The sequence below is a fragment of the Algoriphagus sp. A40 genome (assembly GCF_002002735.1).
Taxonomy (GTDB): Bacteria; Bacteroidota; Bacteroidia; order Cytophagales; family Cyclobacteriaceae; genus Algoriphagus.
Map to the genome: position 1 here is coordinate 1 of NZ_MUNY01000063.1, position 12890 is coordinate 12890.

The 12890-nt window shown below is 44.0% G+C and carries 13 protein-coding genes; 12 read left to right on the forward strand and 1 reads right to left on the reverse strand.

The features are described from left to right. Positions 1-233: 233 nt before the first annotated feature. The 9 genes from B0E43_RS16195 (at position 234) to B0E43_RS16235 (ending at position 8662) form a co-directional block, all read left to right on the forward strand. On the forward strand, positions 234-851 hold the full coding sequence (locus tag B0E43_RS16195) for an NADPH-dependent F420 reductase (protein WP_077351640.1): 618 nt from the start codon (positions 234-236) through the stop codon (positions 849-851). Between the two features lie 398 nt (positions 852-1249). Further along, positions 1250-1909 (forward strand): ROK family protein, encoded by a 660-nt coding sequence (locus B0E43_RS16200; RefSeq protein ID WP_077351642.1) that lies wholly within the window; start codon positions 1250-1252, stop codon positions 1907-1909. A 109-nt stretch (positions 1910-2018) separates the two neighbouring features. Continuing rightward, a complete protein-coding gene (gene zwf / locus B0E43_RS16205; RefSeq protein ID WP_077351644.1) occupies positions 2019-3401 on the forward strand; it encodes a glucose-6-phosphate dehydrogenase in 1383 nt (460 codons plus the stop codon). Beyond that, the gene (gene pgl, locus B0E43_RS16210; RefSeq protein WP_077351646.1) at positions 3402-4094 is read left to right on the forward strand and encodes a 6-phosphogluconolactonase; all 693 of its coding nucleotides are present in this window, start codon (positions 3402-3404) and stop codon (positions 4092-4094) included. It begins immediately after the preceding gene. 261 nt (positions 4095-4355) lie between these two features. Then, a complete protein-coding gene (locus tag B0E43_RS16215; RefSeq protein ID WP_077351648.1) occupies positions 4356-5846 on the forward strand; it encodes an acyl-CoA synthetase in 1491 nt (496 codons plus the stop codon). Beyond that, positions 5843-6199 carry a malonate transporter subunit MadL gene (gene madL, locus B0E43_RS16220; RefSeq protein WP_077351650.1) on the forward strand — a complete coding sequence of 119 codons (357 nt, stop codon included), beginning with the start codon at positions 5843-5845 and terminating at the stop codon, positions 6197-6199. The genes B0E43_RS16215 and madL overlap by 4 nt, the downstream gene beginning before the upstream one ends. Before the next feature lies 1 nt (position 6200). Beyond that, positions 6201-6959, forward strand: a complete 759-nt coding sequence (gene madM / locus B0E43_RS16225) for a malonate transporter subunit MadM (protein ID WP_077351652.1) — start codon at positions 6201-6203, stop codon at positions 6957-6959. A gap of 67 nt (positions 6960-7026) precedes the next feature. Then, complete coding sequence (locus tag B0E43_RS16230; RefSeq protein WP_077351654.1) at positions 7027-7587, forward strand: AraC family transcriptional regulator; 561 nt, start codon at positions 7027-7029, stop codon at positions 7585-7587. A gap of 259 nt (positions 7588-7846) precedes the next feature. Then, positions 7847-8662, forward strand: coding sequence for a toll/interleukin-1 receptor domain-containing protein (locus B0E43_RS16235; RefSeq protein WP_077351656.1), 816 nt, complete (start codon positions 7847-7849; stop codon positions 8660-8662). A gap of 175 nt (positions 8663-8837) precedes the next feature. Here B0E43_RS16235 and B0E43_RS16240 read toward each other — a convergent pair whose 3' ends face one another. Beyond that, positions 8838-9335 carry a hypothetical protein gene (locus B0E43_RS16240; RefSeq protein ID WP_077351658.1) on the reverse strand — a complete coding sequence of 166 codons (498 nt, stop codon included), beginning with the start codon at positions 9333-9335 and terminating at the stop codon, positions 8838-8840. 322 nt (positions 9336-9657) lie between these two features. Between B0E43_RS16240 and B0E43_RS16245 the strand changes: the two genes are divergently transcribed. From B0E43_RS16245 to B0E43_RS16255, 3 genes are all read left to right on the forward strand, one after another. Continuing rightward, on the forward strand, positions 9658-11949 hold the full coding sequence (locus tag B0E43_RS16245) for a cation-translocating P-type ATPase (protein WP_077351660.1): 2292 nt from the start codon (positions 9658-9660) through the stop codon (positions 11947-11949). A 159-nt stretch (positions 11950-12108) separates the two neighbouring features. After that, a complete protein-coding gene (locus tag B0E43_RS16250; RefSeq protein WP_077351662.1) occupies positions 12109-12324 on the forward strand; it encodes a heavy-metal-associated domain-containing protein in 216 nt (71 codons plus the stop codon). Positions 12325-12377: 53 nt separating this feature from the next. Then, the gene (locus B0E43_RS16255; protein WP_077351664.1) at positions 12378-12827 is read left to right on the forward strand and encodes a DUF3347 domain-containing protein; all 450 of its coding nucleotides are present in this window, start codon (positions 12378-12380) and stop codon (positions 12825-12827) included. Positions 12828-12890 lie beyond the last annotated feature (63 nt).

Genomic DNA, 12890 nt, shown 5'->3' on the forward strand with positions numbered 1-12890 from the left:
ATTTTAGAATTATAAAAAGAAAAATAAATACCTATTTTTGTTTTTTGAAATTAGAGAAATGAATATTATGCTGCAAAATGAATTTTTTCGAAATATAATTTTGATATTATGAGTTTTTAACTTAGTATTCATGCGTTCTTACTGATTTTCAATTGTTTCTCATTTACCATTTAAACTGCAATTGGAGAACCTTCGGACAGAACAAACAACGATTTCTAAAAAGAGCAAACGCTATGAAACTTGGAATTCTAGGTGGCACGATGCTGGCCAAAACATTGGGAAAAAAATATCTGGAAGCAGGACTTTCGGTTGTTTTTGGTGTAAGAAATGATTTTGACACCGAAAACAGTGACTGGAAAAAGTTAAATCGTCTCCATAATAGAATCTGTCCTTTTGAATCCGCGATCATCCAGTCTGAGTTTATTCTGATCTGCTGCGATAATAAAAATCTGAATGAGATTTGCGTCGCTCTTAAAAATGTGGATTTGGACAACAAAATAATTATAGACTGCACCAACGCCAATTATGATCAAAAACTTTCCAATACCAATACCCGGCTGATCCACAAAGCCGCGCCTAAAACACCCATTTTCAAGGCTTTTAACAACTTGGGGATAGATTATCCGGGCTCGGATTTTTTGGGAGTGATTAAGGAAACGTACTTCTGCGGGGACAATATTCCTGAAAAAACTCGCGTCAAACGTCTGATCGAACTGATAGGATTCAGAGCTGTGGATGCCGGAAAAATGGATAATGCACCGCTTTTAGAGGCTTTTTATCATTTGAGCAAGGAAATCAGCTGGAACAAACAGGAACCTTCCAACTACCATTTCAAGCTGGTTTCGGTTTAATGCTTTTTAATAGGTGGTGGCCAAGGCTATCACTTTCAGTTGTGGGATTTCTGCAGATCAAATACACGTTTGAATAAAAAACAACCGTGTTTATTTTTTTCGTAAACCCAGCTTTTCTCAAAATTTTATAGGCAAATCGATAGGTCTATAAAACCTTTGATCCCCTTCATCGGCCAATTTGAAAGATTATTTCGAAATCCAGAAGATAGAATCCAATTCATTGGACAAATTACAAGCACAATCCACCCGACCAAGCGAAAGGAATGCTTATCTTTATTCCGCATTTCAACCTGACTAAACTGGTAAATGCAATTTTGATTTTATGTTATGGGAGAATATCGATCAATCACCCTGGTTTTTTCCACCCATAATTTTCAAGCTTCACCACCTATTAAACTATGAATGTACTGGTAATCGACATTGGAGGGTCTAACATAAAAATTCTCGCAACAGGTCAACCTGAACGAATCAAAATCCCCTCTGGAAAAGATTTCACACCGGCTGAGTTGATCCCTTTGGTTAAAGAAGCCGCTAAAGACTGGCACTACGAAGCCATTTCGATTGGTTTCCCCGGAGTAGTAAAGCACGGAAAAATTATCGCAAATCCGGTAAATATGGGTCTGGGTTGGAAAGACTTTGAATTTGAAGCCGCATTTGGCTGTCCGGTCAGAATCATCAACGATGCGGCTATGCAAGCCTTGGGAAGTTACCAAGGTGGCAAGTTACTTTTTATGGGTTTCGGAACCGGTTTGGGCACAGCAATCGTATTTGAGGAACTCATTCTTCCAATGGAAGGTGGACACTTACCCTTTAAACAGGGTACTTTTGAAACACACGTTGGCAATGATGCCTTAAAAAGGATGGGCAAAAAGAAGTGGAAGGAGATGGTTTACATGACCATTGCCCATTACAGACGCTGTTTTCAGCCGGATCAAATTGTTCTTGGTGGTGGTAACTCCAAACTTTTGGAAGAAATCCCCGAAGATTGCAGGCTTGGTTCCAACAACAACGCTTTTACTGGAGGCTTCAGACTTTGGGAAAAATCCTACAAGTTTTAAGAAAAGCCGGAAACTAATTTCCTGAATTATGGATTAAGACCAAAAATCTGAATTTTGGTTTTTTCTCCATTTCTGTCATTTTCTATTCTACCTATTCACCTTTTCATTCATGAGTCAAGTCAAATCAGATGCTTTGGTTTTTTACGGTGCAACCGGAGATCTGGCCTATAAAAAAATCTTCCCTGCCCTCCATATGATGGTCAGACGGGGCCAGTTGGATTGTCCCATTATCGGGGTTGCCCGTGGGGATTATGATCTTGAAAAGCTCCGCGCACGGGCAAAGGAAAGCATCGAAAAACATGGACAGTTTGAAGAAGAATCCTATAAAAAATTCTGTAGTCTTCTGGCATTTGTCGGAGGTGATTACACCGATCAGGAGACATTTCGAAGAATACACGAAGCCTTGGGTGGAGCAAAAAATCCTACCCACTATCTGGCCATTCCTCCGGTATTATTTCCCACTATTATTGCCCAGTTGGATCAGTCCGGATGTGCAAAGGGTGCGAGAATCATTGTGGAGAAACCCTTTGGGCACGACTACGAATCAGCCAAAGCCTTGAACAAGGTTCTTCTTGCTAAATTTTCTGAAAGTGCCATTTACCGGATTGACCATTACCTTGGCAAAAGACCTGTCAATAACATTGTCTTTTTCCGGTTTGTCAATTCACTCCTTGAGCCGGTTTGGAACAAAAAATACATTGAAAGTATTCAGATCACTATGGCCGAGGATTTTGGGATCCAAGGCCGGGGCGCTTTTTATGACGTCACAGGTGCGATCCGGGACGTGATCCAAAACCACCTCTTTCAAATTCTCTGCAACCTTACCATGGAGCCGCCAAAAGCTTTGGACAGTGAATCTATCCGTGATGAAAAAGTAAAAGTTCTGAAGGCAATCGCTCCACTTCGGGCCCAGGATGTCATTTGCGGACAATACAATGGTTATTTGGGGGAAAAAGCTGTAAAAGAAGGTTCGAAAACGGAAACTTTTGCCGCAATGAGGCTGCATATTGACTCACCAAGGTGGGAAGGCGTGCCCTTTTACATCAGAGCGGGCAAGAATCTCCCCGTGACTTGTACCGAAATATTGGTCAGGTTTAAGCATTTGCCTTCTGCCTATTCTTCGATTGCTACCCAACCTAACCATATCAGATTCAGAATCAGCCCTGATGTAAAGATTGCTTTTGGTATGTTAATTATGGCTCCAGAGGAGGATATGTCCTCGGTGATTTCTGAGGTTCAAGGCAACCCAACTCCATTTCCAAACGAAAAAGAAGCTTACGAGCGTGTATTGACTGACGCAATGGCCGGTGACCCGACGCATTTTGCCCGACAGGATTATGTGGAGGAAGCTTGGAAAATTGTGGATGACTACCTTTCATCAGATCATCCAGTCTATTCCTATGATGCCAAAACCTGGGGCCCGGAAATTGTGGATGAACAAATCCTTCCTTTGGGAGGCTGGGCCAATCCCATAGTAACAAAAAACAAATAAATGGAAATCAGAACATTTCAGTCTGCCAATGAGGTAGCTAAAGAAGCAGCTAATTACATAGCAGATAGAATTAGGGAAAACTTGACGAAAAAAGGCTTTTTCACCATGGCGATAAGCGGTGGCCGTACGCCCTGGGAAATGATTAAAGAACTGGCAAATGAGGATTTGGAATGGGAAAAAGTCTTCCTCTTTCAAGTGGATGAGCGTGTTGCTCCAGACGGTCATGCTGATAGAAACCTAACCCAGCTGTTCAATACAATCCAGGATACCAAGCTGATGACCCGGTTGAATATTTTCCCGATGCATGTCATTGCTGAGGATTTGGACCAAGCCTGTCAAGACTATGCTGACAACATCCAAAGAATCACCGAAACAGGAAAACTGGATTTGGTACATTTGGGCATGGGGAGCGATGGACATACAGCTTCTCTTATTCCGGGAGATGAAGTTTTGGAAATACTTGACAAGAATGTAGCCTTGACGGGAAATCCATATCAGGGCCGTCAGAGAATGACACTTACTTACCCCTTAATAAATGACGCTGAAAAAATCCTTTGGGTAGTTACCGGGGAAGAAAAAGCAGAAATGCTGGAAAGGCTACTCCTGAAGGATACCTCCATCCCAGCAGGTAAAATCAACCAAACCCATGCGATTCTTCTTACAGAAGAAAGCGCAGCAGTTAAGATTTGTTGAAAAACATTGGTAGTAAGAATGATTCATATAGCAAATCACCTGTCAGATTTCAAAACTGACAGGTGTTTTTCGTTCAGGTCATGGGAGGTCAAAACGATTCAATTTTGTTTTGTCCTGTAAAAAACAAAAAAATATTTTCTCTCCTTCTTCCCTCCTCAAAATCGCGATACATTATTTTCGAAGAATACCCTCGAATTCAAATCGGTGGAGAACGGATAAATCCTCGGCTTTAGTAAATTCCTCGAAAAATTGACCCTTTCTATGCTCTCTCTTTTTCAGCAAGCCCTCCAAAATCCTTCAAAAATTGCCCTAGTCGATCAAAGTAAGTCCTATTCTTTTGGATCCTTGACTGAAAAAGCCAAATACATTGCGTCTTGTCTACTTCAGGAGAAGGCGGATTTAAGGGAAGCCAGGGTTGCTTACATGGTTTCTCCAGGATTTGACTACGTGTCAGTGCAGTGGGGAATCTGGATGGCTGGGGGGATTGCTGTGCCGCTTTGCATCACCTATCCTCTTCCCTCTCTCCAGTATGTCATGGAAGATACCGGAGCCGAAATACTTCTTACGGGCCCCGAATACGAGGAACTTTTGGCCCCGTTTTCAGGGGATTCCCGCATCCGATTTATTCGGCTTTCCGACGGAATTCCGGATAATATCTCCGATCTGCCCATCATCCATCCGGATCGGGGAGCCATGATTCTCTACACTTCCGGCACTACGAGTTTGCCCAAGGGCGTAATGACCACTCATGGTACTATTGAAGCTCAAATCAGTACCCTGATTGACGCATGGAAATGGACAGCTGAGGACTACACCCTTTGTCTCCTGCCTCTTCACCATGTCCACGGAATCATCAATGTGGTTTCTTGCGCGCTTTGGGCAGGTGCCACGGTCGAATTTATCCATCCATTTGATGCCAAGCAGGTTTTTGGAATTTTCCTGAAAGGGAAAGTCAATGTTTTTATGGCCGTTCCGACCATCTATTTCAAATTGATCGCCCAGTTTGAATCAGAGTCAGAAGAGAGAAAGTCAGCCATTTCCGCCCAGTTTGGTCAGTTCAGATTGATGGTTTCCGGCTCAGCTGCTCTGCCTGTTTCAGTCATGGAAAAATGGCAACAGCTCTCCGGACACTACCTGCTGGAGCGGTACGGCATGACTGAAATCGGTATGGCGATCAGCAATCCTTATGAAGGTGAGCGAAAAGCAGGCTACATCGGCAAACCCCTGCCGGGAGTTCAGATTCGCTTGGTGGATGAAAACCAACAGGAGGTTCCAGCGGGAGAACCTGGCGAAATTCAGGTAAAAGGGCCGTCTGTTTTTAAAGAATATTGGGGAAAGACTGAGGCAACCCAGAAATCCTTCACGGCCGATGGTTGGTTTATGACCGGAGATATTGCAGTAGTCGAGGAAGGGTATTTCAAGATTCTGGGTAGAGATTCAGTCGACATTATCAAGTCCGGCGGATACAAAATCTCCGCGCTCGAAATCGAAGAGGTTCTTAGAAAACATCCTGAAATCAAAGATTGCGGGGTTGTCGGTCTTCCCGATGAGGAATGGGGAGAACTGGTCGCTGCGGCAATTATTTCCTCAAAAAAACTGGCTGACAAAGACTTAAATGCTTGGATAAGAGAACGGATGCCTGCTTATAAAACACCCAGAAAGTACCTTTTTCTGGATGAGCTTCCCCGAAACGCAATGGGCAAAGTAGTGAAGAATGATTTGAAAAAACTTTTCCCAACTACCGAAAAATGATCCAAGGACTAGCGATTCTATCCGCCTCTTTTATTCTGGGAATGTGGACCGGTGAACTGCTGGGAACCTTGCTTGGAATCAAAGCCAACGTCGGCGGTGTCGGTTTTGCAATGATATTCCTGATTTTGGCCAAAGAATTTTTGACAAGAAAAGGCTGGTGGAAAAGTGAATTCGAATTCGGCATCGAATTTTGGAACAAGCTCTACATCCCAGTGGTCATTGCGATGGCAGCCAGCCTGAATGTCAAAGCGGCTATTTCATCAGGCACCCTCGCGATTTTTGCAGGAATCTTGCCTGTACTGCTTGCTTTTTGCGTATTTCACTACCTCGTCAAATCCTTCAAGGCAGCCTGAAATGGAGGAATTACACAAAATCATCGACAAAAACGGGCTGATCGTCGCCTTTATTCTGGTCGGTCTGCTCACTTGGTTGACCGACCTCTTTTCCAAAAAAGTCCTGAACTCCAAGATCCCAGGTTCTGCACTGGCGATCTTTCTGGCCTTGGTTTTTGGTTATTTGGGAGGTGTATTTGGCAATGGTGAGCATGGCCTTGCCGATTTAGGTTTATTCAAAGGGTTGGCCACGCTGGGAGGTTCCATGTTTCGGGATTTTGCCATAGTCGCCACGGCGATCGGAGCAAGTTTTCTCCTGATCCGAAAAAGTGGCTTATTGGGTTTGATCTCCCTGGTTTTGGGAGTTGTCGTCTTCTTTTTGGCAGGAGTTGTCTTGGCTTGGGCTTGGGGATATCGGGATGCTGTCAGCCTATGCACCATCGGTGCCGGGGCCTGCACTTATATCGTTGGTCCTGTGACTGGTGGCGCTATCGGTGCAAGTTCGGAAGTGATTGCACTGAGCATAGGGACGGGCGTAGTGAAAACCATCACGGTCACGATCCTCACTCCTATTTTGGCTAAAAAAATCGGTCTCAACAATCCATCGGCAGCCATGGCTTTTGGGGGAATCATGGGAACTTCCAGCGGTGTGGCTGCAGGACTTGCAGCCACCGATCCCAAACTGGTGCCTTACGGCGCTGTCACGGCTACTTTCTATACCGGATTGGGATGCCTCGTTTGCCCTTCCCTATTTTATCTTTTGCTCGATTGGGTGCTTTGATCCTGACCCTTTTAAGTTTGTCTGAACCCTTTTTTGAAATTTAACCTTTGAGAATAAAGCTCCTTTCATGGAAATCCTGATCAAGAATATGGTTTGTCCCCGCTGCATCGAAGCGGTAAAAGAGTCCCTGGAAGATTCAAAAGTCGCTTATGACAGTATATCATTGGGGAAAGTCTCATTACTTTCCGATTTGACCCCTGATCAAAAAAACATGCTAACCCATTCACTCGAATCCAAAGGATTTGAACTCCTGGAATCCCGAACCTCCGCTCTGATTTCCCAGATCAAATCCCTGATCATCGAGCAGATTCACCACTCAGAGGAGAGCTTGGGAGAAAACTTCTCCACTTTTTTGGCTGAAAAACTGAACCACGAATACACCTCGCTGAGCCGCTTGTTTTCTCAGGTTGAGGGGATCACCATCGAAAAATTCATCACGCGGCAAAAGATCGAGCGGGTCAAAGAACTCCTTTTTTACGACCAATTGAGCCTGAGCGAAATCGCCTTCAAACTCAACTACAGCAGCGTGGCCTACCTCTCCGCCCAGTTCAAAAAGGAGACAGGTATGACACCCAGTGAATTCAAGAAAAACGGGCAGGCAAAGCGGATAAGTTTGGATGGGATTTGATTTTTCAAATACCTCAATCGGAATCGTCCCAAGCAAAAGTTAGACTCCTCCCTCCCAAAAAGATAATCCCCGGATTAATAGAAATAATTTTCTTTCTCAGCCCTCCCCGCGTGTCACTATAAACCAAATTCATAATTTGGCATACCAAGACCCCGGAAATAGTGGACATTAACGATTTAGACGCATGTAAAATTTATAGTTCGTATATAAAAAGTAGAGGGAGAAATATTTTAAAACAATAGAAATTGACTAGGAATCAATGAAACAAATTTGGCTAACATATTCATGGAAAGACAACGAGGACCATGATGTAGACTTCATTGCTCAGGAAATTGAAAAAACTGGAATTAAAGTTAATCTTGATCGGTGGACAATAGTTGCTGGAAAAAGGCTTTGGGAACAGATTGAAAAATTTATCGTTGACCAAAACCACTGTGACGGATGGATTTTTTATATAACTCAAAACAGTTTAGGAAGCGAACCATGTAAGGAAGAGTTTGCCTATGCTCTAGACAGAGCGCTAAATAGTAGAGAAAATTCATTTCCGATTATTGGACTTGCACAAACAAATATTGACAAGTCAATATTACCAGCAGCAATTAAAACTAGGTTGTATGTTTCAATGACGGATGAAGATTGGAAAGATCGAATTCTGTCTTCTATTGAAAACAGAGCACCAAACATTCAAAGACCAGTTGTTCAACCATATACACTTGACTTTCATCAATTCTCTCCTCCAGGCATTAATGAGATCTGGAATATTATTGAGATTCGTCCTCGTGCAGGATCATGGACTCCATCATTTGCAGGAATTTTGCAAAAAGAAAAAAATTTATTAAAGCCTTTTATTAAGTATGGACCAAGAGGGGTGTATAATCAAGGGACTGCATTATACTATCCTGGGGAAAGTGAAAGCACAGATGGGAAATTTTGGTTAATGTACGCTAATAATGAAGTTACGACTTCAATGAGCTTGTATCTCGTTTGCAAAAGCGCTAATTGGCCGACAACCATTTGTTTTGGAGTTAACAATAACCAGCCACAATTCTTGGTAGAAAATATTGGAACTAAATAGTTCCCGATAGAGTATAAATTCCCCTCTTGGGTGTAGTTTGACATTAAACTAGGCGTAGTTTGTGCCTACGTCTTCCTATCACGAATTCGCAGTTCGCCCATTTCGGTTGTCGAGCTTTTTACTGAGCAAGCCCTTCTCGGTGAGAAAAACCACAAAATCTTATTGATCTCCCAGTTCAGGATGTCCTTAATGCAATACAAGGGCTTGTAAAAGTTTGTTTGGAATTCTCAACAAGCAATTCGAGAAGCAAGCAAAACGTGTAATCTGTCTGGGATTTTAATCCGGCGATTTCAACTGGAAAAACTAAATACTCTCCAACTGTATCTGGCAGGTATTCCGTAGAAAAAGATTTTGACTCTTTGCCCCATGAATACCTGACTTGAATCTCCCCTAAAGTAGCTCTAGAAGCTGTATCATACTTAAAGGATGTCCATATTGTGAATTCTTCATTCGTCGAATAGGTCGCTGAATCTACTTTGAATTGCGGGTCCTGACCCGGTGAATAATTACCAGGAACTCCCCCCCAGGTATAACCCCCTCCCCCGAGAGCTGATTGTGCATTGAAAACCAAGGGCTGCTGCAACTGATCTATCGAATCTTCTATGGCATCTAGGCCACATCCGGCAAAAGCGATAGATGCTATACTTCCGAGTACCAATCCCAACTTTTTCATGTCATTATGATTTTGTTGTTAGGCCTAAAGGTAGGAGGCATCCCCATGAGCTTAGCAGCAACTTGTACCAAAGCAAAATTAGATTTTTGCAAACTTTGTGATTGAGCTCTTCATTCCAGCGAAGCGATTAATTCTCTGTCTTCAGATGTAATGCAAGCATTTGTAATAATGAGAATTTGGAATTCCCTTTACACAAGCTTTGCGTCCTTTGCGCCTCGCGGTAAAAAAACACGACCCACAAAATCTCATAACTCTTACCCAAAATCCTATAAAACTTTCCGGCAGGAGAATGCCCAACTTTGTATGGTAAGCAATAACAACCATGGGCACAAGCAACACTTCCACAGGAACTAAACCAGGCAAAAACCTCAAACAAACATTCCCGGTCACCGGAATGTCTTGTGCTGCCTGTGCGTCGAGCGTGGAGTCGATTCTTCAATACACCAAAGGAGTGAAATCCGCCGCAGTGAACTTTGCCACCAATACAGTCCAGGTCGAATACGATGAAAGCACCACACCGGAAATGCTCAACGCTGCCCTGACTGAAATCGGATATGGCTTGGTAGTCGGCTCCAAGGATGTGCAGGAGACGGTCCAGGAAGAGCAGGAGAAGAAATATCAAGCGGTAAAGAAACAGACCATCGGAGCCGGTCTTTTGACTTTGCCAGTGTTTATTCTGGGGATGTTTTTCATGGAATGGATACCTGGAAAATGGATCAGTTTGGTCCTTTCCCTTCCGGTCTTGTTCTTTTTTGGAAGAAACTTCTATGCAAACGCCTGGAAGCAAGCCCGACATGGAAAAGCCAACATGGATACCTTGGTTGCTCTGAGTACAGGGATTGCCTTTATTTTCTCGGTGTTTAACACGGTATTTCCTGAGTTTTGGTATCAGCAGGGCATCCATCCGCATGTGTATTTTGAGGCGGCCACGGTGATCATTGTCTTCATCTCCTTCGGAAAAATGCTGGAGGAACGAGCTAAATCGAGTACAGGAACAGCACTTCGAAAACTCATGGGTCTTCAACCCAAAACCTTAACCCTGATCAAAGCTGGAAAAGCCCAGGAAATCAAGGTCGAAGAAGTCATCCCCGGCGACCGAATCCTGATCAAACCCGGAGAAAAAATCCCAGTGGACGGAAAAGTCCTGGAAGGCAATTCGTACATCGATGAGAGCATGATCAGCGGAGAACCTGTTCCGGTGTTAAAATCCTCCGGCGGTCCTGTCTTTGCCGGCACAATCAACCAAAAAGGCAGCTTGGAGATCGAGGCTGAAAAAGTGGGAGCTTCTACCCTACTTTCCCAAATCATTCAGCGGGTGCAGGAAGCACAGGGAAGTAAAGCTCCCGTGCAAAAACTGGTGGACAAGATTGCCGGGATATTTGTGCCAGTGGTGATCGGGATTTCCATTCTGACTTTTGCGGCTTGGATGATCTTTAGGGGAGAAAATGCGTTTTCCCATGCCTTGCTGGCGGCAGTTTCGGTATTGGTCATCGCCTGTCCTTGTGCTCTGGGACTCGCCACTCCTACCGCCATCATGGTCGGTGTGGGCAAAGGTGCAGAAAACAATATACTGATCCGCGATGCCGAGAGCCTGGAACTAGCCCATCGGGTTGACGCCGTAATCCTGGACAAAACCGGGACGATTACGGAGGGAAAACCCACTGTAGTCAATTATTTGTCAACAGTCCACAGACCACAGTCCACCGAAGTTAGAACGAATACAGCAGCGGACAGTCGACCGTCGACCGTTGACCGAGAAATTCTTCTTTCCCTTGAAAGCAAATCCGAGCATCCATTGGCTGAGGCGGTGGTGAAGTTTTTGAAAGAAAAAAACCTTCAAACGGTAGCCTTGGACAGCTTTGAGAGTATCACTGCCCGGGGAGTGAAAGGGAACTTTGAGGGCAAAAGCTACTTCGCTGGAAATGCCAACCTGCTAAAGGAAAACCGGATTTCCATTCCATCCGATTTGGAAAAGCAGGCTAAAACCTGGAGCGAAGCAGCCCAAACGGTCATTTGGTTTGCAGATCAAGACCAAGCATTGGCGATCTTGGGGATTCAGGATCAGGTTAAACCCAGTTCAAAGGCTGCGGTCACACAACTGCAAAAGTCCGGAATCGAAGTTTACATGCTCACCGGTGACAACCATCAAACTGCGACAGCTGTCGCGAAAGAGGTTGGAATCCGGGATTTCAGAGCAGAGGTCATTCCTTCTGATAAATCCCAGTTTGTAAAAAACCTCCAGGCAAAGGGCAAAACTGTGGCCATGGTCGGGGACGGAATCAACGATTCAGAAGCTTTGGCACAAGCTGATGTCAGCATCGCGATGGGTCACGGTTCGGATATTGCCATGGATGTGGCCAAGATCACCCTGATCACTTCTGATCTCGAAAAGATTCCTCAGGCCTTTCGCCTGTCACATCTGACTGTAAATCGCATCAAACAAAACCTGTTTTGGGCATTTGTTTACAATCTGATCGGCATTCCGATTGCGGCAGGGATCTTGTATCCTGTCAGTGGATTTCTGTTGGATCCGATGATCGCCGGAGCTGCGATGGCATTCAGCTCGGTATCGGTAGTATTGAATAGCCTGAGATTAAAGACCAGAAAACTTTAAATATGATTTACGAAGTACAGTTTATCAAAGTACGATTTACGAAATACGAATTACCAGGGACTATTGAACCCCAATCCGAAAATCCCAATTGAAGTTATATTTATTAAAGTCTTGATCCTTTTATCTCAGAACTTGTGTCTTGTATCTTATTTCTAAAAAATGAAAACGCTTAAATTCAAAACCAACATCAAATGCGGCGGCTGTATCGCCGCTGTCACACCACACCTGAACGAAGCGAAAACAATTTCCAACTGGTCTGTGGACATTACAAACCCCAGCAAAATTCTAACGGTACAGGGTGAGGACCTGTCGGAAGCCGAAGTAATTGAAAAAATAACCAAGGCTGGCTACACCCTCGAGAAAACTGCCGGATAATCCTTCCGCTAGTATCGATATAACTCATTCTTAATCTTAAAATCCCAAAAATCATGAAACGATTCCTGTTCACTTTGATCTTCGCCGGTTTGGCTTTCCTTTCCAATGCGCAAACTAGCCCCATATTATCCAACTACCTGACACTCAAAGATGCCCTGGTCAGCAGCAACCTCACCAAATCAACGGGCGCCATTTCTGAACTAAGCAAAAGCCTGACTGCAGCTCCTGACTTTCCCCAAAAGAAAGACCTGATCAAGCAAACTGAAACCATGGCAAAAGCCGGGGACTTGGAAAAGCAAAGGGCAGCTTTTGCAGGACTTTCTGTGACGGTCTGGGAGGCAGCAAAAAGTCAAAAATGGGCCAGTCAGGAGCTGTTTTATCAATATTGCCCCATGAAAAAGAGCTATTGGCTAAGTACTGAATCTGTGATCGAAAATCCTTACTATGGCTCTAAAATGCTGGCTTGCGGTAGCGTAAAGGAAACCCTTCCTGCCAAGAAATAAGGTCTGGATAAGAAACCAAAAAAGGGCAGTTGCTTTCAAAGCAGATGAATAAGGTGCATAATT